Origin of the sequence: Terrabacter sp. Soil810 (genome assembly GCF_001429645.1) — a bacterium.
In the GTDB taxonomy this organism is placed as follows: domain Bacteria; phylum Actinomycetota; class Actinomycetes; order Actinomycetales; family Dermatophilaceae; genus Terrabacter.
In genome coordinates, this window is record NZ_LMSW01000011.1 from 357319 (window position 1) to 378722 (window position 21404).

The following is a 21404-nucleotide window of genomic DNA, read 5'->3' on the forward strand; positions in this document are numbered from 1 at the left end:
CTGATCGCCCCGCGATCACGTCTCACCGACATTCAGTTCTGACGTAGGAGAAAAATGCCTCCCAAGGCTCGTGTGACGAAGGTTCGTCGCAAGGAGAAGAAGAACGTCGCCCACGGGCACGCTCACATCAAGAGCACGTTCAACAACACGATCATCTCGATCACGGACCCCACGGGTGCTGTGATCGCGTGGGCCTCTGCCGGCCAGGTCGGCTTCAAGGGCTCGCGCAAGTCCACCCCGTTCGCCGCCCAGATGGCCGCCGAGGCCGCTGCCCGCCGCGCCATGGAGCACGGCATGCGCAAGGTCGACGTCTTCGTCAAGGGCCCGGGCTCGGGCCGCGAGACGGCGATCCGCTCGCTCACCGCCACCGGCCTGGAGGTCGGCGCGATCAGCGACGTCACGCCCACGCCGCACAACGGTGTCCGCCCGCCCAAGCGCCGTCGCGTCTGATCCCGGCCTGAGCGAGAGAGAGAACTAGAAACATGGCTCGTTACACCGGCCCGATCACCAAGAAGTCCCGCCGCCTCAAGATGGACCTCGTCGGCGGCGACAAGAACTTCGAGCTCCGTCCCTTCCCGCCCGGCCAGCACGGCCGTCGCCGGATCCAGGAGAAGGAGTACCTCACCCAGCTCCAGGAGAAGCAGCGCGCCCGCTTCCAGTACGGCGTCATGGAGAAGCAGTTCGTCCGCTACTACAAGGAAGCGGCGAAGCGCCCCGGCAAGACCGGTGAGAACCTTCTCCAGATCCTCGAGTCGCGCCTGGACAACGTGGTCTACCGCGCGGGCCTGGCCCGCACGCGTCGCCACGCCCGCCAGCTCGTGACGCACGGTCACTTCGAGGTCAACGGCGTGCGCGTCGACGTCCCGAGCTACCGCGTGGAGCAGTACGACATCATCACGGTCCGCAAGCAGTCCGTCGAGAGCTTCCCGTTCGAGCTGGCTCGCCAGACGTTCGGCGAGCGTCCCGTCCCGGCCTGGATGCAGGTCGTCGACGGCTCGCTGCAGATCCTCATCCACCAGCTCCCGGTGCGCGCGCAGATCGACTCGCAGCTCACCGAGCAGCTGATCGTCGAGCTCTACTCGAAGAACTGACACCCGCCCCACGTCCGTATGCCGCTGGGCCCGCCCAGCGGCATACGGCGGGGGTCTTGCCTGGGGCCGCGCTCGCAGACAGAGCCGAGCCGGCCCGCCCGGATCACGACCGGGCAGTTTCACGAGGCGTCATATGGCGGTCGCCCGTGGGAAGGAAATGAACAGTGCTCATCGCACAGCGTCCCGTGCTCTCCGAAGAGGTCGTGGTCGACAACCGCAGCCGCTTCACCATCGAGCCGCTCGAGCCCGGCTTCGGCTACACGCTCGGCAACTCCCTCCGTCGCACCCTGCTCTCGAGCATCCCGGGCGCGGCGGTCACCTCCATCCGCATCGACGGCGTGCTCCACGAGTTCACGACCGTTCCGGGCGTGAAGGAGGACGTCACCGAGATGATCCTCAACATCAAGGGCCTCGTCGTCTCCTCGGAGCACGACGAGCCGGTCGTCATGTACCTGCGCAAGCAGGGCCCGGGCGCGGTCACCGCCGCCGACATCACGCCTCCGGCTGGTGTCGAGGTGCACAACCCCGACCTGCACATCGCGACGCTGAACGACAAGGGCAAGCTCGAGATGGAGCTGACCGTGGAGCGTGGCCGTGGCTACGTCTCGGCGCAGCAGAACAAGTCCGGTGACCAGGAGATCGGCCGTATCCCGGTCGACTCGATCTACAGCCCGGTGCTCACCGTGACCTACAAGGTCGAGGCGACCCGTGTCGAGCAGCGCACCGACTTCGACAAGCTCATCGTCGACGTCGAGACGAAGAACTCGATGACGCCGCGTGACGCCATGGCCTCGGCCGGCAAGACGCTGGTCGAGCTCTTCGGCCTGGCTCGCGAGCTCAACGTCGAGGCCGAGGGCATCGACATGGGCCCGTCGCCGACGGACGCCGCGCTCGCCGCGGACCTCGCGCTGCCGATCGAGGACCTGGACCTCACCGTTCGTTCCTACAACTGCCTCAAGCGCGAGGGCATCCACACCGTGGGTGAGCTCGTGGGCCGCAGCGAGGCCGACCTGCTCGACATCCGCAACTTCGGTGCGAAGTCGATCGACGAGGTCAAGGCCAAGCTCGTCGGCATGGGTCTGGCCCTCAAGGACAGCCCGCCCGGGTTCGACCCGTCTGCCCTCGTCGACGGCTACGGCGAGGACGACTACAGCGACGACGACGACCAGTCGTTCGTCGAGGACGAGCGTCTCTGACCAACCGCTTCTTGACCGAGCCCTCGGCGCCCTGCTCGAGAACGGCCTGGTCGGACTTCTAGGAGAAACGAAATGCCCACCCCCACCAAGGGTCCCCGCGTCGGTGGCGGCCCCGCCCACGAGCGGCTGATCCTGGCCAACCTCGCGACGTCGCTCTTCGAGCACGACAAGATCACGACGACCGAGGCCAAGGCCAAGCGTCTGCGCCCGCTCGCCGAGCGTCTCATCACGTTCGCCAAGCGTGGCGACCTGCACGCCCGTCGCCGCGTCCTCACGGTCGTGCGCGACAAGGGTGTCGTCCACCGCCTCTTCGCCGAGATCGCCCCCGACATGGCGGCTCGCGAGGGCGGCTACACCCGCATCACGAAGATCGGCGCCCGCAAGGGTGACAACGCCCCCATGGTGGTCATCGAGCTCGTCCGCGAGCCGCTGTCGGCCAAGAAGGCGACGGTCAAGGAGGCCGAGGCCGCCACGAAGCGCGCTGCGAAGCAGAGCGAGTCGAAGCAGGCCGCTGCCGAGACCAAGGCCGCCGAGGACGCCGAGAAGGCGGAGGCCACCGAGGCCGCCGCTGCCGTCGACGTGCCCGAGGGCGCCGTCGCCGCGAACGAGGACGGCTCGTCGCCCGAGGACGGCTACACCGTCAAGGGCAACGCCGACTCCGGCAAGTACCACGAGCCCGACGGCCAGTGGTACGACCAGACGATCGCCGAGTTCTGGTTCAAGTCGGCCGAGGACGCCGAGAAGGCCGGCTTCACGAAGGCTGGTTCCGGCTCCTGAGCCAGGATCGACTCCCGCGCTCCGGCGCACCCGAGAAGGGCCCCGCACCATGGGTGCGGGGCCCTTCTCGCGCTCACCACCGGTGGGCGACGTCGACGACGAGACGGCGGCCGCCGTCGGCGTCGGTCAGGACGAAGGCCCGCATCGGCAGCCGCGCCCGGACGCCGAGCCCGAAGTCGGTGTAGCCCTCGAAGCTGCCGACGTTCCTCAGCTGGCGGAAGGTGCGCCACCCGGTCAGGGTCGTGGTGCTTGTGGCGAGGGTCGACGGGGCGTCGACGGTGACCTGGACCCTCGCGCCCCCGCTGACGGGCACGGGCAGCCCGCTGCCCGGCGCGGTGACGGCGGAGACGTAGCGGACGTCGTAGCCGAGCGCGCCGCGCCCCGGTGCGAGGTCCAGGACGAGGCGGTCGTAGCAGGGGTGCTGACCGGCACGGGTCCCCGTGACCGAGCCGGTCCACAACCGGGCGGGGCTCGTGGCCTTGGCCAGGGATCCCCAGGTGATGCCGCAGAACGGTGCGGCGGAGGCAGTCGTGCTCGTGGCGGCGACGGCTACGGGCGCGGCGAGGGCGGCGGCGCACGCGGCGACCGCGAGCCGGCGGGTGATGGCGTACATGGAGGTTCCCCCTTCGGACGGGACCGGGCCGGGTCGTCCGGTGCCCCACAAGTAAGACGTGCAGGGCCCCGGGAGGGTTGACGGGGGGCCGCCTGGCCGACGTCGACCTGCCGTTAGGCTCGGGCGCCATGAGCGAGTCGAGCGGGCCCACGCTGCGCGTGCGGCTCGACCTGGCCTACGACGGGACCGCCTTCTCGGGGTGGGCGGCCCAGCCCTCGCTGCGCACCGTCCAGGGAGAGCTGGCGGCCGCCCTGACCACGCTGCTGCGCAGTCCCGAGCCCGTCCGCGTCACGGTGGCCGGTCGCACCGATGCCGGCGTCCACGCGCGCGGCCAGGTCGCCCACGTCGACCTCGACCCGCAGGCGTGGGCCGCCCTGCCGGGCCGGTCGGACCGGGAGCCGGGAGCCGCCCTCGTCCGTCGCCTCGGCGGCATCCTCGCCCACGACGTCGTCGTGCGCGGCGCGGTCGTGGCCCCGGACGGCTTCGACGCACGCTTCTCGGCCGTGGAGCGGCGCTACCTCTACCGCCTGGCCGACCCGGACGCCGACCGCGACCCCCTGCGTCGTCACGACACCGTCTGGTGGCGGCGCCCCCTCGACGTCGCAGCCATGGACGATGCGGCGCGCTCGCTCGTCGGTCTGCGGGACTTCGCGGCGTTCTGCAAGCAGCGCGAGGGCGCGACGACCGTGCGCACCCTGCTCGACTTCTCGTGGACCCGGCTGCCCGACGGGGTGCTCGCCGCCACGGTGCGCGCCGACGCTTTCTGCCACTCGATGGTGCGCTCGCTCGTCGGCGCGGTGGTCCCCGTCGGGGAGGGGCGCCGCACCGTGGACTGGCCGCTGTCGCTGCAGGACCGCGCCGAGCGCACGGCCGGGATCCACGTCATGCCCCCGCACGGTCTCAGTCTCGAGGAGGTCGTCTACCCCGCGGAGGCCGACCTCGCCGCGCGGGCCGTCGTCACGCGAGCCCGTCGAGAGCCCGGGTGAGCGGTGTCTCAGGCCCGAGACCGGACCGGCGCCCGTCCGGTCCGTGTGGTTGGATCGTCCGCATGAAGGCCCGCCCCACCCGCGTCGTCTCGGTGGGCGTCCTCACGTTCACGCTGGTGCTGACGGGCTGCTCGAAGGGCACGACCGCCTCGCCGCCGTCGGTGTCGAGCACCTCGGCCACCCCCTCGGCGGGCAGCACGTCGGGTGCCACCGGTTCCGCCGCGACCGCGGAGGGCGACGAGGTCAGGGGTCGCTCGGGCGGGTTCACCGTCGTGCCCCCGGAGGGCTGGACCGAGGCGACCGACCAGGCCAGCGGCGTCGCCGACATCGACCTCGTGCTGCTCTCGTCGAAGAAGGTCGGCGCCTTCGCCAACAACCTCGTGGTCACCGCGGCCGACGGCGACCAGTCGGTCCTCGACGACGAGCTGGCCAAGGGCCGCCAGCAGCTGGGCGCCGCCGGACGCACCGTCTCCTCGGCGCCCGACAAGACCGTGTCGGGCTCGACGGCCGTCGGCTTCACGACGACGTTCCAGCAGCAGGGCATCAAGGTGCTCGCCCGCTCCTACGGCGTCGCCCGCGGCGGCCGGATCTACCTGCTCACCCTCAGCTCGTCCCAGGCCGACGCGGCCCACGCGATGGCCGAGTTCGACGAGCTGCTCTCGACCTGGGCGTGGACGTAGCCGATGTCGGCGCGCGTGAGGACGTCGGTGGCCCTGCTCCCGGCCATCGCCCTGTTCATCGCCCCCGGCCTCGCCGGGTGCTCCGGTGACGCCGCCCCCGCGGCGCCTGCCCGGACCGACGTCGGCGTCGTGCACGTGCCGACGTCCGCCGCCCCGACCACCGACAGCGCCGGTCACCGCATCCAGCCGCTGCCGGCCGCAGTGAGTCACGTCGCGATGAGCGATGATCGCGTCCGCGGCATCGACTACAGCTACCTGCAGCCGGTCGGGTGGAGCCGGGCCGACCGCAGCCTCGACCCACCGCCCGACACCCTCCTGCAGCCCGACGACGACAGCGTGCCGGCCTTCATCGCGGTCGAGCGGCCGATCAAGGTCGGGTCCCACTCCTTGTCGGAGGTGGTCGACGGGCTCCGTGAGGGCTTCGAGGCCAAGGGCATCGCGCCGATGGCCGCCCCCGAGCGGGAGATCGCCGGCTACCGGGCGATGGGCATCGTCGTCGACCAGTCGGAGCAGGTGCGCCACGTCTACTACGTCGTCCCCTACACCGAGCAGGCCTTCGCGATCCGCCTGACCTACGACCCCGCACACCCGGAGGCCCTCGACGTCTACCGCGCCGTGCTCGACTCCTGGTCGTGGGGGTGACGCGTGCGCGACCTGATGCTTAACCGGGTGACGCGGCCACACGGCATACGTCAGGCTTGACCCTCGTGGGCCACGTCGACGTCAACTCCGTCTCCTTCAGCCTGCCGGACGGCAGGCCACTCCTCAACGACGTCTCGGTGCGGGTGGGGGAGGGCGCCAAGGTCGCCCTCATCGGCCCCAACGGGACCGGCAAGACGACGCTGACGCGGATCATCGCCGGCGACGTCGCCGCCCACGAGGGCGCCGTGACCCGATCGGGCGGGCTCGGCGTGATGCGCCAGTTCATCGGCAAGGTGCGCGACGACACGACGGTGCGCGACCTGCTCGTGTCGGTGGCGCCCGAGCGCATCCGCGCCGCCGCCGAGGAGGTCGACCGCAGCGAGCTGCTCATGATGGAGCGCGACTCCGAGGACGACCAGATGGCCTACGCCCACGCGCTCGTCGAGTGGGGCGAGGCCGGCGGCTACGAGCAGGAGACCCTCTGGGACCAGTGCACCGTCGCAGCCCTCGGCATCCCGTACGAGCAGGCGCAGTGGCGCAAGGTCACGACCCTCTCCGGCGGCGAGCAGAAGCGGCTCGTGCTCGAGGCGCTGCTGCGTGGCCCGGAGGAGGTGCTGCTCCTCGACGAGCCGGACAACTACCTCGACGTGCCGACGAAGCGCTGGCTCGAGGAGGCGCTCGTCGCCTCGCCCAAGACCGTGCTGTTCATCAGCCACGACCGGGAGCTGCTCGACCGGGTGGCCACCCGGGTCGCGACGCTCGAGCCCGGCGGCGCCGGGGCGACCCTCTGGGTGCACCCCGGCCGGTTCGCGACCTACGCCCAGGCCCGCACCGACCGCAACGACCGTCTCGAGGAGCTGCGCCGTCGCTGGGACGAGGAGCACGTCAAGCTCAAGACCCTCGTGCAGACGCTCAAGGTCAAGGCCAAGTTCAACGACGGCATGGCCTCGCGCTACCAGGCCGCGCAGACCCGGCTGGCGAAGTTCGAGCAGGCGGGACCGCCGGAGGAGACGCCGATGACGCAGTCGGTCACGATGCGCCTCACCGGTGGCCGCACGGCCAAGCGCGCCATCGTCGCGACGGGACTCGAGCTGACCGGGCTGATGAAGCCCTTCGACCTGGAGGTCTGGTACGGCGAGCGGGTCGCGATCCTCGGCAGCAACGGCTCGGGCAAGTCGCACTTCCTGCGGCTGCTCGCGTGCGGTGGCACCGACCCCGAGCGCGAGCACCAGCCCGTCGGTGACGTGCGGCCGGTCCCGGTCGAGCACGCAGGTGTCGTGCGTCTCGGGTCGCGGGTGCGGCCGGGCTGGTTCGCGCAGACGCACGAGCACCCGTCGCTCATGGGGCGCACGCTGCTCGAGATCCTGCACCGCGGCGACGAGCACCGTGAGGGCCGCCCGCGCGAGCAGGCCGCGCGGGCGCTCGACCGCTACGAGCTGGCCCGGTCGGGCGAGCAGCGCTTCGAGTCGCTGTCGGGCGGGCAGCAGGCCCGGTTCCAGATCCTGCTGCTCGAGCTGTCGGGCGCCACGATGCTCCTGCTCGACGAGCCCACCGACAACCTCGACCTCCAGTCGGCCGAGGCGCTCGAGGAGGGTCTCGACCGGTTCGAGGGCACCGTCGTGGCCGTCACGCACGACCGGTGGTTCGCCCGTGGCTTCGACCGCTTCCTCGTCTTCGGCGCCGACGGTCGCGTCTACGAGTCCACCGAGCCGGTGTGGGACGAGGGACGGGTCGTCCGGCCGCGGTGACCCCACCCCCGCCCCACGCACGCGCCCGTGCCGCGGGCGGGGGAGCGGAGTAGCGTCGGGGCATGCTGCTGCGAACGCTCGACACCGGAGTCGTCGGCGCCCCGATGGCCGGGGGCCCGTCGACGCCCGAGCTCGTGGCGGCCGTCGGCGAGGCGGGCGGTCTGGGCTTCCTGGCGGCCGGCTACCTCACGGCTCCGCAGCTCGCGGCGGCCATCGCCGAGGTGTGGGACGCGAGCTCGCGACCCTTCGGCGTCAACCTCTTCGTGCCCGCCCAGGCCAACGCGTACGCCGTGGGGCCGGGCGAGCTCACGGGTGCCGAGCGCGCAGAGGCCGTGGCCGCCTACCGCGAGGCCCTCGCGGACGACGCGCGGTCGGTGGACGTCGAGCCCGGGGAGCCGAGACCCGGTGACGACGACGACTGGGAGCGCAAGCTCGATCTCGTCGTGCGCGAGCGAGTTCCGTTGGTGTCGTTCACGTTCGGGCTGCCGAGCACGGCAGTGCTCGGCGAGCTGCGGCGTGCCGGGATCGAGACCGTCGCCACGGTCACCGACGTCGAGGAGGCGGCCGCCGCCCTCGCTGCGGGCGTCGACGGGCTCTGCCTGCAGGGTCCCGACGGCGGCGGACACCGTGGCACCCTCGATCCGGCCAAGGAGCCCTCGGGCACCGACCTCGTCCACCTCGTCGCCGCCGTGCGGTCGCAGACGGACGTCCCCGTCGTCGCCGCGGGCGGCATCTCGACGCCCGAGCGGGCTGCGCAGGTGCGGGCCGCCGGGGCCGACGCCGTGCAGATCGGCACGGCCCTGCTGCTGACACCCGAGGCGGGGACCGGCCTGGCCTACCGGCGTGCTCTCGCCGACCCCGCCCACGAGCGCACCGCGGTGACCCGCGCCTACTCGGGGCGCCTCGCGCGCGGCCTCGAGACCGACTTCCTGCGCCGGCACGACGACCAGGCCCCAGCGGCCTACCCGGAGGTCCACCACCTCACGGTGCCGCTGCGACGGGCGTCGGCGCGGGCCGAGCGGCCCGACCTCCTCGCCCTGTGGGCGGGCACGGGCTGGCGGTCGGTGCGAGCCGTGCCCGCCGCCACGGTCGTCGCCGAGCTCGCCCACTGACAGGTCCACACCGCTCGTCACCGCAGCGGGGCCCTGGGCGCGGTGGGGAGGGGGCGGCCTACGCTCGGGGCATGCCCAGTGCCGAAGGAAACCTGACGTGGGTGGCCGCCTCCGAGCGCCCCGACCTGCTCGCGCCGGCGGTCGTGGCGGCGCTCGAGCACGTGCCGGGGGTGCGTGTGGCCCCCATCGACGCGACGCTCGCGGACACGGCGGCCTTCTGTGAGGCCTACGACGTCGCGCCGGAGGCGTCGGCCAACTGCGTCGTCGTCGAGGCACGCCGCGGCGAGGAGACGACGCTGGCCGCCGTCATGGTGCTCGCGACCGACCGGGCCGACATCAACCGCGTCGTGCGCAAGCACCTCGGCGCTCGCAAGATCTCGTTCGCCGACCAGTCGAAGGCGCAGGAGCTGACCGGGATGCAGCAGGGCGGGATCACGCCCGTCGGCCTTCCGGCGGACTGGCCCGTGCTCGTCGACGAGGCGGTCGTCGCGGCAGGTCCGGTCGTCGTGGGTGCCGGGGTGCGCGGCGCCAAGCTGCTGCTCGACGGGTCGGCGCTCGCCGGCCTGCCGACGGCGCAGGTCATCGCCCTCGCCGTGCGCTGACGGCTCGGTCAGCCGGCAACGTCCCAGAGCATCTGGGCGCGCTCGGTCGGCGTCGTGCCGCCCCAGATGCCGAAGGTCTCGGGCACGCGGAGCGCGTGGTCGAGGCACCGCTCGCGCACGGGGCAGCCGGCACACACCATGCGGGCGGCCTCGGTCTGCTCGCGGCGCTCGCGCTGGTCGAGCTCATGGTCGTCGGCGAAGAACTGCTCGACGGCCTTGGTGCGGCACCGACCCTGCTCCTGCCACTCGTACGAGGAGTAGGTGGGGCGCGGAAGGCGAGTGATCGTCATGGCTTCCTCCGTCGGGTCCGGTCGAGCGATCTGATGCCGAACCTACGCAGAACCTACGCATTGCACAAGAGGTCTGCATAAGTTTAGGATCGGGGTGCCCGATCGGCGCCGGAGCGGCCCATGACGGGAATCACCGGCCGCTCCGCCCGATGCGGGCGACCAACGTGAAACGGTGATGATCGACATGAACCCGCAGCCGGCAGTCTCGAGGGAGCCTGGCCAGACGGACCCAGCCGACCCCGAGCCGGGAGAGCGGCAGCCCGAGCTGGGCTGGCCCGTCGGCGCCGTCTCCGAACGACTCGCGATCGCCGCGCCGACGCTCCGCTCCTGGGACCGCAGGCACGGCGTCGGCCCGAGCCTGAGGACGCGCGGCAACCACCGTCGCTACACCGAGCTCGACATCCGTCGCGTGCTGCTCATGTCCCGCCTCACCGCCCAGGGCGTGCCCGCGCAGAGCGCCGCCGACTCCGTGCTCGCGATGGATGCGGCGTCCATCGCCGAGCGGCTCGACGGCGACCGAGGGCTGACCGGCCTCCGGGCCGCTGCCTCCGCCGGCGGTGACGCTGCCGGTGGCGTCGAGAGCGCTGGCGTCGCGGGCCGGGGCGGCGCTCCCGTCGGTGCGCGAGAAGGCCCCGAGCAGGAGGCCATCGACCTCGTCGAGGCCATCGTCGCCGCGGCCCGGACCCTCGACGCGCGCACGATGTCGCTGCTCTACCGCCAGGTGATGCGCCGCCGCGAGGTCGGTCGGGCCTGGGTCGAGGTCTTCGCGCCGGCGCTGCGCCGGGTCGGCGACCTCTGGCAGGAGGGCCGCCTCGGTGTGCAGTCCGAGCACCTGACCAGCGAGCTGCTGCAGTCCGAGCTGCGTGCCGTCGTGCGGGCCAACCGGCTCCGCGTGGCGGGTCTGCCCGTCGTGCTGGCGAGCGCCGACGACGAGCAGCACCACCTCCCCCTGCTCGCGCTGGAGGCCGAGCTCGCCCGTCACGGTGTAGCGAGCCTCTTTCTCGGCCCTCGAGTCCCGTCCGACGCCCTCGTGTCGGCGCTGCGTGAGTCGCAGCCGAGGGCCGTCTTCCTCTGGGCCTCGCTCGCCCGCCCGCAGGACGAGCCGTTCTGGCGGGATCTCGAGGTCATCGACTGGCCCCTCGAGGTCGTCATCGGTGGGCCCGGCTGGCCAGACGGTGTCGCCGGTCCGGGGGGACCCGCGTCGGTGACGCGGGTCGTCGACTTCGACGCGGCCGTGACTGCGCTCGTCCCGAGATCTGCTGGTTCCTTGCGCTGAGACGCGTCCGATCGGCGCAAGATCCCGCAACATCCTGAGCACGAGTGCAAAAAGTTGCAGTTCAGGTCTGGCGCGGTGTCCGACCCGGGCGCTAGGTTCTCCCCGGTGGTCGAGCGTCCAGACGCGGGCGTGAGCGACCCAGCCCACAAAGGAGTGCGCATGCGCCGTCGCCCGGCCCTGTCCGTCGCCAGCATCTCGGCCCTCGTCATGGCGGGACTCGCCGTCCCACTGGCGGGGGCGCCGACCGCCCGGGCCGACGCCCCGCGCACCGCGACGCTCGTCGGCTCGCTGCAGGACGAGCTCGGCTGCAGCGGTGACTGGCAGCCCGACTGCACCGCGACCGACCTCGCGCTCCAGCCCGGCACGACGACGTATGCCGCCGAGTTCCGACTGCCCGCAGGCAGCTACGAGCTCAAGGTGGCGATCAACCACTCGTGGGACGAGAGCTACGGCCAGGGCGGCGGCAACGTGCCGCTCGTCCTCGCCGACGCGGCCACGCTGCGCTTCACTTACGACGACACGACGCACGCCGTCGGGATCGCCCCCACCGACCTGCCCGGCGCGGCCACGAAGGCCGACGCCGCACTCGCCGCCTCGTCGCTGCGGTCGCTCGCGACGAAGGAGCGGTTCTACTTCGTCATGGCCGACCGCTTCGCCAACGGCGACACGACCAACGACCGCGGAGGCCTCACGGGCGGCCCGCTCGCCACCGGCTTCGACCCCACGAACGAGGGGTTCTACCACGGTGGTGACCTCAAGGGCCTGACCGGCAAGCTCGACTACATCAAGGGCCTCGGCACGACCGCGATCTGGCTCACGCCGTCGTTCAAGAACCGCGCCGTGCAGGGCAGCGGCTCCGACGCGAGCGCCGGCTACCACGGCTACTGGATCACCGACTTCACGCGAATCGACCCGCACCTGGGCACGAACGCCGACATGAAGGCGCTCATCTCGGCCGCGCACGGCAAGGGGATGAAGGTCTACTTCGACATCATCACCAACCACACGGCCGACGTCATCTCCTACGACGGAGGCACCTACACCTACGTGAACAAGGCGACGACCCCCTACAAGGACGCCCAGGGCAAGGTCTTCGACGACGTCGACGTCGCCGGGTCGCCCGACTTCCCGAAGATGGACCCGGCGACGTCGTTCCCCTACGTGCCCGAGGTCGCCGACGCCGACAAGGACGTCAAGGTCCCGGCTTGGCTCAACGACACGACGCTCTACCACAACCGCGGTGACTCGACGTATGCCGGCGAGTCCTCGACCTACGGCGACTTCTCCGGTCTCGACGACCTCTTCACCGAGAACCCCAAGGTCGTCACGGGCATGGAGGACATCTACAAGTCCTGGGTCGACTTCGGCGTCGACGGCTTCCGCATCGACACGGTCAAGCACGTCAACATGCAGTTCTGGCAGGCCTTCTCGCCGGCGATCCTGAAGCACGCCGAGGCGATCGGCAACGACGACTTCTTCATGTTCGGCGAGGTCTACGACGGCAACCCGGCCTACACGAGCGAGTTCACGACCAAGGGTGCGCTGCCGGCGACCCTCGACTTCGGCTTCCAGGGTGCGGCCCTCGGCTTCGCGCAGGGCAAGGCGACGACCGGCATGCGCGACCTCTTCGCCGGCGACGACTACTACACCGACACCGACTCCAACGCCTACGAGCTGCCGACCTTCCTCGGCAACCACGACATGGGCCGCATCGGCGCGATGCTCCTCTCGGGCGGCGCCACGGGCGACGACCTGCTGGCCCGCGACCGGCTCGCCACGTCACTGATGTTCCTCACCCGAGGCAACCCCGTCGTCTACTACGGCGACGAGCAGGGCTTCACCGGCCCGACGAGCGACTTCGGCGACAAGCGTGCCCGCCAGGACATGTTCGCCACGCAGACGCCGATCTACCAGGACGACGTCCTCGTCGGCAGCAGCAAGACGGCGGGCACCGACGCGCACTACGACACGTCGGCCCCGCTCTACCGTGAGATCACGGCGCTCTCGGCGCTGCGTGCGGCCAACCCCGCGCTCGCCGACGGCGCCCAGGTCCACCGCTACGCGTCCGACGCCGCCGGCATCTACGCGATCAGCCGTATCGACAAGGCGGCCAAGCGCGAGTACGTCGTCGTCGCCAACAACGCCACGACCGCCAAGACCGCGACCTTCTCCACCTACTCGGCCGGCTCGAAGCTCGTGCCGCTCCTCGGGGCCACCTCCGACCTTCGGGCGGCCGCCGACGGCCGGGTCACGGTCACCGTCCCGCCGCTGTCCGTGGCGGTCTACCGCGCGAACAGCACCATGGCACAGCCGACCTCGGCTCCCGCGGTCTACCCGACGTCCCCCAGCGCCGGCGGCGTCGTGGGTGGCCGCGCCGAGATCGGTGCGGCGCTGCCCGGCAACAGCTTCGCGGAGGTCTCCTTCCTCCAGCGCCCCGTCGGCACGTCTGCCTGGACGCCGCTCGGCACCGACGACAACGCGCCCTACCGCGTCTTCCACGACGTGTCCGGCCTCGCCAAGGGCACGCTCGTCGAGTACCGCATCGTGGCCAAGGACCTCGCCGGTCACGTCTCGGCGACCTCCACGTACGGCATCGTGGGCGAGCCCGAGACGTCGGGCGGTGGCGGCGGCGGTGGCGTCGGCCCCGTCACGCAGCCGGACCACGTCAGCGTCCCCGGCAACCACAACTCCGAGATGGGCTGCCCGGGAGACTGGCAGCCGGACTGCGACCAGGCCCAGCTCGCCCTCGACGCGAAGGACGACATCTGGAAGGGATCCTTCGACTCGATCCCGGCCGGTGACTACGAGTACAAGGCCGCGATCAACAAGTCGTGGGACGAGAACTACGGCGCGGGCGCCCTCAAGGGTGGCGGCAACATCCCCTACACGGCCCCGGGCGGCAAGGCCGTCAACTTCTACTACGACCACCGCACGCACTGGGTGACCAGCGACGCGCAGGGGCCGATCATCACGGCCCCAGGCAGCTTCCAGAGCGAGCTCGGCTGCCCCGGCGACTGGGCGCCCGACTGCATGCGCTCGTGGCTGCAGGACCCCGACGGTGACGGCACCTACGTCTTCACCACCGACCAGATCCCTGCCGGTGCGTACGAGTTCAAGGTCGCGGTGGGCCTGTCGTGGTCTGAGGCCTACCCGGCCAACAACGTCGCGTTCTCGGTCCCGTCCGACGGCGTGCTGACCACCATCACCTACAAGGCCTCGACCCACGAGGTCACGGTCAAGACCTCCAAGGCGGGGGCGGCACCGGACCTCACGAAGTCCAAGGCGTACATCGTCGGTCCCGACCTCGTCGCCTGGCCGGCCTCGGCGCTGCCGGCCGGCACCGACCCCGCGACCCTCGACTGGCGCCTGCACTGGTCGGCCGACGGCGGCCTCGCCGTCGACGCCGAGGCCGTCACCGGCGGCTCCGTCGCGAGCCTGACCCGCGATCCGGCCGGTTTGCCCGCCTCGCTCGTGGCCGCCCACCCGGAGCTCGCCGGAGCCGTGGCCCTGCGCCTCGACAAGGCGACGGCCAAGCTGATGCCCGAGATCCTCAAGGGCCAGGTCGCCGTCGCGATGTACGGATCGACGGGTCAGCTGCTCGACGCCACGGGGGCGCAGACAGCCATCGCGCTCGACGCGCTGTATGCCGCGTCGGCCCGCACGCGCACCTATGGCGTCGGCTTCGCCGGCTCCGGCCGGGTCGACTTCAGCCTGTGGGCCCCGACCGCCCAGCAGGTCACCCTCCTGACGTGGCCGGCCGGGAGCGCCGACCAGCCGCTCGACACCGCCCGTCGCACGGCGATGACGCGCGACGGCGCGGGGGCCTGGAGCACCTCGCTCGGGTCGTCAGCCCGCAACGCCCGCTACCTCTACGAGGTCAAGGTGTGGGCGCCGTCGACGGGCAAGGTCGAGACCAACGTCGTCACCGACCCGAGCTCGGTCGCGTTGACGCTCAACTCCACCCGCTCCGTCGCGGTGGACCTGCGTGACCCGACGTTCATGCCGTCCGCGTGGCGCACGACCCCCTCGCCGACGCTCGCGCAGGACGTCGACTCGACGATCTACGAGCTGCACATCCGCGACTACTCCATGTCCGACGCGAAGGTCCCGGCGGCCCTGCGCGGCAGCTACCTCGCCTTCGCCACCGACGGTGACGGCCGGGCCCACCTCAAGGCGCTCGCCAAGGCCGGCCTCAACACCGTGCACCTGCTGCCGAGCTTCGACATCGCCTCGATCGAGGAGGATACGTCCAAGCAGCAGACACCGCAGTGCGACCTCGCCTCCTACGCTCCCGACAGCGAGGAGCAGCAGAAGTGCGTCGGCGCGGTCGCGTCCAAGGACGCCTTCAACTGGGGCTACGACCCCTACCACTACAGCGTCCCGGACGGGTCGTACGCGTCGAGCACCACGGCGGCCGACGGCGGCACCCGTGTGGCCGAGTTCCGCACCATGGTCGGTGCCCTGCACCAGGACGGCCTGCGGGTCGTGCTCGACCAGGTCTTCAACCACACGGCGCAGTCGGGCCAGGGTGACAAGTCGGTGCTCGACAAGGTCGTCCCCGGCTACTACCACCGCCTCAACGCGAGTGGCGCGGTCGAGACCTCGACGTGCTGCCAGAACGTCGCGACCGAGCACGCGATGGGCGAGAAGCTCATGGTCGACTCCGTCGTGTCGTGGGCCCGGAACTACCACGTCGACGGCTTCCGCTTCGACCTCATGGGCCACCACAGCAAGGCCAACATGCTCGCGGTGCGCGCTGCCCTCGACGCCCTGACGCTCTCGAAGGACGGCGTCGACGGAAAGTCCATCTACCTCTATGGCGAAGGCTGGAACTTCGGCGAGGTCGCCAACAACAAGCTCTTCGTCCAGGCGACGCAGGGCCAGCTCGGCGGCACCGGCATCGGCACCTTCTCCGACCGCCTGCGCGACGGCGTGCGGGGAGGCGGACCCTTCGACGAGGACCCGCGCCGTCAGGGCTTCGGCTCCGGTGAGGCCACCGACCCCAACGGTGCGGCGGTCAACGCCGACGCGGCCACGCGCCTCGGGAGCGACACCGACCTCGTCCAGCTCGGCCTGGCCGGCAACCTCAAGACGTTCACCTTCCGCAGCCAGAAGACCGGCACGGTCGTCAACGGCACGCAGGTCGACTACAACGGGTCCCCGGCCGGCTACGCCGACCAGCCCGACGAGGTCGTCAGCTACGTCGACGCCCACGACAACGAGACGCTCTTCGACTCGCTGACGTACAAGCTGCCCGTGGCGACGTCGATGCAGGACCGGGTGCGGATGAACACCCTGTCGCTGGCGACCACCGCACTGGCGCAGACGCCGTCGTTCTGGCACGCCGGCGCCGACCTGCTCCGCAGCAAGTCGCTCAACCGTGACTCGTACGACAGCGGTGACTGGTTCAACCGTCTCGACTGGACGGGCGCCGACAACGGCTTCGGCCACGGTCTGCCGCCGCAGGAGCAGAACTCCGCCAAGTGGCCGTTCATGAAGCCGCTGCTCGCCAACCCGGCACTCAAGCCGACCGCGGCCGACGTGCGCAGCGCCGACGCGATGGCACAAGACCTGCTGCGACTTCGCTTCAGCACCAAGCTGTTCCGTCTCGGCAACGCCGCCGCCATCAACGCCAAGGTGTCCTTCCCCGTGTCGGGCACCGCGGACGCGAAGCAGGGCGTCATCGTGATGCGGCTCGACGACACGGTGGGCGCCGACGTGGACCCCGCGCTGCGTGGTGCGGTCGTCGTCTTCAACGCGACGCCCGATGCCGTGTCGCAGAAGGTCACCGGCCTGACCGGCACGGTCCGGCTGAGCCCGGTCCAGGCGAACGGCGCCGACGGCGTCGTCAAGCAGGCGGCATACGACCCGAGCAGCAGCTCGTTCTCGGTGCCCGCCCGCACGGTCGCCGTGTTCGTCCAGCCGAACTGAGCGCACCACCGGTCGGAGGCCGGTCCCCGCGACGCGGGGGCCGGCCTCCGGCGTGCGGTGCGTGCCCTGCCCGCAGCGTCGGCACGGGCATAGGTTGGACCGGTGACTGCGACTCCTGACATGACCTACCGGCAGCTCGGCGACAGCGGGCTCACCGTCTCCACCGTCGGCATCGGCTGCAACAACTTCGGACGACGCGTCGACCAGGACGGCACGAACGCCGTCGTGCGCCAGGCCCTCGACAGCGGCGTCACCCTCTTCGACACCGCGGACATCTACGGCCAGGGCTCGAGCGAGGAGATGCTCGGTCTCGCGCTGGGTTCAGAACGCGAGAACGTCGTGGTGGCAACGAAGTTCGGCATGGACATGCAGGGGGCCAACGGGCCCGACTGGGGCGTGCGCGGGTCGCGTCGCTACGTCCGCAAGGCGGTCGAGGCGAGCCTGCGCCGCCTCGGCACGGACTGGATCGACCTCTACCAGCTGCACCGGCCCGACCCGCAGACCCCGATCGACGAGACGCTCGCGGCGCTCGACGAGCTGGTCCGCGAGGGCAAGGTGCGCTACCTGGGCAGCAGCAACTTCACGGGCTGGCAGGTCGTCGACGCCGACTGGACCGCGCGCGCCGCCGGGACGTCGCGATTCGTCTCGGCGCAGAACGAGTACTCCCTCCTGGAGCGCGACGTCGAGGACGAGCTCGTGCCCGCGTGCGAGCACGTCGGCGTCGGGCTGCTCCCGTTCTTCCCGCTCGCCTCGGGCCTGCTCACCGGGAAGTACCGCCGCGGCGAGCCGGCGCCCGAGGGCACGCGCCTCGCCGGCATGGCCGACCGGCTGGACGGTGCCGACTGGGACACGATCGAGGCGCTCGAGGCGTATGCCGCCCAGCGCGGTCTGCGCCCCATCGACGTCGCCATCGGCGGGCTCGCGGCCCAGCCGGCCGTGGCCTCGGTGATCGCGGGCGCCACCCGCCCCGAGCAGGTCGTCGACAACGTCCGGGCGGGGCTCTGGGAGCCCACCGCCGAGGACCTCGCCGAGCTCGACGGGATCACCACCCCCGCCGTCTGACCCTCCGGCGAGTGAGCCCGGCCCCACTCGAGGAGCGCCCGTCCCACGATCGTGGGACTGGTGTGACCGCGTAGTCAGTCGACTGTGGTTGGGCGCTCACTCGACTGGTGCGGGGGCGCTCACTCGACGGTGGCGGGGTGGTGACCGGCGGGTGCCGCAGAGGCGGCGGCACGGGCCTTCTCGGCGCGGAGGGCGTGCCGGTAGAACCAGGCGCCGAGGATGCTGAACGCGCCCGCCGAGACCATGGCGACCTGGGTCGACGTGCGCTCGGCGAGCAGGCCGAGCAGTGGCGCAGCGATGCCGAACGCGACCGAGGCGACCATGGAGTTCATCGACAGCACCGTGGCGCGGTTGCGCGCCTTGGCCTCACGGTGGAGCAGGGCCGAGTGCATCGGGCCGGCCGAGCCGTGCAGCAGGTAGGTCACGCCGTAGGCCGCGATGAGTGCGGCGGGGCCGGCCACGAGTCCCATGACGACGGCACCGAGGCCGTTGAGGATGCGGGCGAGGATGGCGGTGCGGGCCACGCCGATGCGCCGGCTCGTCCACCCGCTGAGGGCTGCGCCGACGGCGAAGACGGCCCAGCCCGCTGCCGCGACGGGACCCATGATGGCGCCGGCGCGCTCCTCGCCGCCGACGAGCTCGGCGAGGCGGATCGGCTGGAAGGTCTCGAAGACGATCATCGCGACCGACCAGAAGAGCTCGACGGTGACGATGCCACGGAGCACCGCGTTGTGGCGCAACATGCCCAGTCCCTCACGGACGACGGCGGGCGACTCCTTGGCGGACGCCAGGGCGCGACGGGCACCGGAGGTGTCGAGGTGCTCGGCGGAGCGGGGCTCGCGCAGCAGGACGAGGACGGCGACGAGGTGCACGACGTTGAGCGTCACGAAGACGGCGACGGGGAGCATCAGCGCAGAGGCTCCGCTGATCGGGTGCCACCAGACGAGGCCGCCCGAGATCAGGGCCCCGGCCGCGATGCCGACGCCCAGCACCGTGCCCTGCGCCGCAAGGGCGCCGTCGACGTCGGCGCCCGGCGTCGTCGCGTGGACCGTGTCGACGAACCACGCCTCGAGCGGACCGGAGTCGAGCGCTCGGAAGATGCCCGTCAGCACGGCGGCGACGAAGAAGGCCCAGAACGAGTGCGCGACGAGCAGGATGCCGCTCGCGAGGACGTTGACGGCGGCGGAGACGACGAAGACGGGCCGCCGTCCGAAGGCGTCGGCGAACCCGCTCGTCGGCAGCTCCAGGGCGAAGATCGTCAGCCCGGCTGCGGACGAGATGGTCATCGCCTGGGCGACGGTGAGCCCGCGCTCGAGCTGCCACAGGGTGAGCAGGCCGACCACGAGGCCGACCGGGAACCAGCGGGTGAAGGTCAGCGTGAGGAAGACCCGGCGTGCGGCAGTGGGGGAGAGGACGGCATACGCGCGTGGGGTGCTCATCGTGACGACTCCGGGGTGGTGGGCGGACGGTCGAGGTCGAGGGGGTAGGCGAAGGCGTAGACCGCGATGCGTCGGGCCTGCGGGTTGCCCTGCCCGACGCGGCGGTAGCGCTCGATGAGGTCCCACATCTCCTCGCGCATCGCCTCGAGCGACTCGGCGGTGACGAGGACCGCGGCGTCGCTCGACCCGCACGCGTCCTGCCAGGCGCTGGGCCACGTCGTCGAGACGTCGAGCCACTTGTCGTACTGCTCGCTGAAGTGGCGCGCGTAGTCGCGGGTCAGCCAGTTGAGGGCGGTCTCGGAGTCCTCGTCGCCCTCGAAGTCGCTCGGGTGCCACGAGTGGTACTCCGAGCTCGCGCGCCAGAGGCGACGCTTGCCCTCGCCCTCCTCGGTGTCGTGGACGAGGCCGACCGACTCGAGCTTGCGCAGGTGGTAGCTCGTGGCGCCGGAGTTGGTGCCGAGGAGGGTGGCGAGGTCGGTCGCGGTGGACGGGCCGTGCCGGCGCAGGGCGCCGAGCAGGCGCGAGCGCAGTGGGTGGGCGAGCACGCGCACGCTCTCTGGGGTGAGCCAGACGTTCTCGTCGTCGGAGGGCCCGGTCGTTGCCGGAGTGGGGGGCGTCGCGCGGTCCTGTGCAGCCATAGTGTGCATAATACCTGTGCACACTTCATGTGCACAAGATCTCTGCACGATGGGTTCTAAACGGCATCGGTGCAGGTCAGCCCTTGTTTTCGGCCGCGATGCAGCTGATTTGGGCACGAGGACCCGACCCCGTAACATGGATGAAGTTGTGCACCGGGCCGTCAGGCGAACCCACCATCCCCACCACGTGGACGGGGTGGGCGACGCGGACCGAGCCCAGCGGCATTCACTGCTCCACCATTTTCAGAAGCGAAGGCAGACTCCATTGCGCACGTACACCCCGAAGCCCGGCGAGGTCACTCGCACGTGGCACGTCATCGACGCGACCGACGTCGTGCTCGGCCGTCTCGCGAGCCAGGCCGCTGTCCTGCTGCGGGGCAAGCACAAGCCGCAGTTCGCGCCGCACGTCGACACCGGTGACTTCGTCATCATCATCAACGCCGACAAGGTCGCCCTCACCGGTGCCAAGCTCGAGCAGAAGAAGGCCTACCGCCACTCGGGCTTCCCGGGCGGTCTGCGGTCGACCTCCTACACCGAGCTGCTCGCCAAGAGCCCCGAGAAGGCCGTCGAGAAGGCCATCCGCGGCATGCTCCCGAAGAACTCGCTGGCCCGCCAGCAGCTCTCCAAGCTCAAGGTCTACCGCGGTGCCGAGCACCCGCACGCGGCCCAGCAGCCCGTCCCCTTCGAGATCACCCAGGTTGCGCAGTAAGCCCTCCGGCTGCTGCGTAGAAAGCGACAAGACACGTGACTGACATCGTGAACGAGGAAGTCCTCGACACCGACGAGCCCGAGCTGACCGAGTACACCTCGGAGTCCGACGGCACCGTTGCCGGCGAGCCGAAGCGCGCCCGCCAGGTCTCGACCCCCGGCGCTGCGACCGGCCGTCGCAAGCAGGCCATCGCCCGCGTCCGGATCGTCCCGGGCACCGGCGAGTGGAAGATCAACGGCCGCACGCTCGACGCGTACTTCCCCAACAAGGTGCACCAGCAGATCGTCAAGGAGCCCCTGACGCTGCTCGAGCTCGACGGCTCCTACGACGTGCTCGTCCGCGTGCACGGCGGTGGCCCCTCCGGCCAGGCCGGCGCGGTGCGCCTCGGCGTTGCCCGCTCGCTCAACGGCGTCGACGAGGAGCTGAACCGTCCCGCTCTCAAGAAGGCCGGCTTCCTCACCCGTGACCCCCGCGTCCCGGAGCGCAAGAAGGCCGGTCTCAAGAAGGCCCGCAAGGCGCCCCAGTACTCCAAGCGCTGATGCTTCGGCTGGCGCCGAGCATCCCCGCTTGGCTCCAGTCGCGCCGAGTCTGCTGACCCAGCCGGGCACACCA

At 71.3% G+C, this 21404-nt stretch carries 19 protein-coding genes; 15 read left to right on the plus strand and 4 right to left on the minus strand.

Annotated elements, in window-relative coordinates:
• Positions 1-54: 54 nt before the first annotated feature.
• From rpsK to rplQ, 4 genes are all read left to right on the plus strand, one after another.
• Positions 55-450: a 30S ribosomal protein S11 gene (rpsK, locus tag ASG96_RS07610; RefSeq protein ID WP_020143208.1), complete on the plus strand. Its 396-nt coding sequence runs from the start codon at positions 55-57 to the stop codon at positions 448-450.
• A gap of 32 nt (positions 451-482) precedes the next feature.
• A complete protein-coding gene (gene rpsD / locus ASG96_RS07615) occupies positions 483-1091 on the plus strand; it encodes a 30S ribosomal protein S4 (RefSeq protein WP_045191881.1) in 609 nt (202 codons plus the stop codon).
• A 164-nt stretch (positions 1092-1255) separates the two neighbouring features.
• Positions 1256-2287 carry a DNA-directed RNA polymerase subunit alpha gene (locus tag ASG96_RS07620; RefSeq protein WP_056752840.1) on the plus strand — a complete coding sequence of 344 codons (1032 nt, stop codon included), beginning with the start codon at positions 1256-1258 and terminating at the stop codon, positions 2285-2287.
• 72 nt (positions 2288-2359) lie between these two features.
• Positions 2360-3064 (plus strand): 50S ribosomal protein L17, encoded by a 705-nt coding sequence (gene rplQ, locus ASG96_RS07625; protein WP_056752842.1) that lies wholly within the window; start codon positions 2360-2362, stop codon positions 3062-3064.
• A gap of 73 nt (positions 3065-3137) precedes the next feature.
• Here the strand turns inward: rplQ and ASG96_RS07630 are convergent, their stop codons facing one another.
• Positions 3138-3677, minus strand: coding sequence for a hypothetical protein (locus tag ASG96_RS07630; RefSeq protein WP_057587618.1), 540 nt, complete (start codon positions 3675-3677; stop codon positions 3138-3140).
• Positions 3678-3805: 128 nt separating this feature from the next.
• Here ASG96_RS07630 and truA point away from each other — a divergent pair, with 128 nt between their 5' ends.
• From truA to ASG96_RS07660, 6 genes are all read left to right on the plus strand, one after another.
• On the plus strand, positions 3806-4663 hold the full coding sequence (truA, locus tag ASG96_RS07635) for a tRNA pseudouridine(38-40) synthase TruA (protein ID WP_057587620.1): 858 nt from the start codon (positions 3806-3808) through the stop codon (positions 4661-4663).
• A gap of 62 nt (positions 4664-4725) precedes the next feature.
• Positions 4726-5343: a hypothetical protein gene (locus ASG96_RS07640; RefSeq protein ID WP_057587622.1), complete on the plus strand. Its 618-nt coding sequence runs from the start codon at positions 4726-4728 to the stop codon at positions 5341-5343.
• A 15-nt stretch (positions 5344-5358) separates the two neighbouring features.
• A complete protein-coding gene (locus ASG96_RS07645; RefSeq protein WP_235509102.1) occupies positions 5359-5985 on the plus strand; it encodes a hypothetical protein in 627 nt (208 codons plus the stop codon).
• Positions 5986-6050: 65 nt separating this feature from the next.
• Complete coding sequence (locus tag ASG96_RS07650; protein ID WP_056752858.1) at positions 6051-7733, plus strand: ABC-F family ATP-binding cassette domain-containing protein; 1683 nt, start codon at positions 6051-6053, stop codon at positions 7731-7733.
• A gap of 62 nt (positions 7734-7795) precedes the next feature.
• Positions 7796-8845 (plus strand): nitronate monooxygenase, encoded by a 1050-nt coding sequence (locus ASG96_RS07655; protein WP_057587626.1) that lies wholly within the window; start codon positions 7796-7798, stop codon positions 8843-8845.
• Between the two features lie 71 nt (positions 8846-8916).
• Entirely contained in the window at positions 8917-9447 is a 531-nt protein-coding gene (locus tag ASG96_RS07660; RefSeq protein ID WP_056752863.1) for a YbaK/EbsC family protein, read from the plus strand.
• Positions 9448-9455: 8 nt separating this feature from the next.
• Here the strand turns inward: ASG96_RS07660 and ASG96_RS07665 are convergent, their stop codons facing one another.
• The gene (locus ASG96_RS07665; RefSeq protein WP_056752866.1) at positions 9456-9737 is read right to left on the minus strand and encodes a WhiB family transcriptional regulator; all 282 of its coding nucleotides are present in this window, start codon (positions 9735-9737) and stop codon (positions 9456-9458) included.
• Between the two features lie 184 nt (positions 9738-9921).
• On the opposite strand from ASG96_RS07665, the gene ASG96_RS07670 reads away from it, so the two are divergent.
• The 3 genes from ASG96_RS07670 (at position 9922) to ASG96_RS07680 (ending at position 18006) form a co-directional block, all read left to right on the plus strand.
• Positions 9922-11013, plus strand: coding sequence for a MerR family transcriptional regulator (locus ASG96_RS07670; protein WP_235509103.1), 1092 nt, complete (start codon positions 9922-9924; stop codon positions 11011-11013).
• Positions 11014-11172: 159 nt separating this feature from the next.
• A complete protein-coding gene (gene pulA / locus ASG96_RS07675) occupies positions 11173-16944 on the plus strand; it encodes a pullulanase-type alpha-1,6-glucosidase (RefSeq protein WP_057587630.1) in 5772 nt (1923 codons plus the stop codon).
• Positions 16945-17064: 120 nt separating this feature from the next.
• The gene (locus ASG96_RS07680) at positions 17065-18006 is read left to right on the plus strand and encodes an aldo/keto reductase (protein WP_057587632.1); all 942 of its coding nucleotides are present in this window, start codon (positions 17065-17067) and stop codon (positions 18004-18006) included.
• 119 nt (positions 18007-18125) lie between these two features.
• On the opposite strand, the gene ASG96_RS07685 is transcribed toward ASG96_RS07680, so the two are convergent.
• Positions 18126-19445: an MFS transporter gene (locus ASG96_RS07685; RefSeq protein ID WP_057587633.1), complete on the minus strand. Its 1320-nt coding sequence runs from the start codon at positions 19443-19445 to the stop codon at positions 18126-18128.
• Positions 19442-20083 (minus strand): helix-turn-helix domain-containing protein, encoded by a 642-nt coding sequence (locus tag ASG96_RS07690; protein WP_056752883.1) that lies wholly within the window; start codon positions 20081-20083, stop codon positions 19442-19444. The genes ASG96_RS07685 and ASG96_RS07690 overlap by 4 nt, the downstream gene beginning before the upstream one ends.
• Before the next feature lie 265 nt (positions 20084-20348).
• On the opposite strand from ASG96_RS07690, the gene rplM reads away from it, so the two are divergent.
• Positions 20349-20792, plus strand: coding sequence for a 50S ribosomal protein L13 (rplM, locus tag ASG96_RS07695; protein WP_020143191.1), 444 nt, complete (start codon positions 20349-20351; stop codon positions 20790-20792).
• Positions 20793-20827: 35 nt separating this feature from the next.
• Positions 20828-21331, plus strand: coding sequence for a 30S ribosomal protein S9 (gene rpsI, locus ASG96_RS07700; protein ID WP_056752885.1), 504 nt, complete (start codon positions 20828-20830; stop codon positions 21329-21331).
• The last annotated feature ends 73 nt before the right edge of the window (positions 21332-21404 follow it).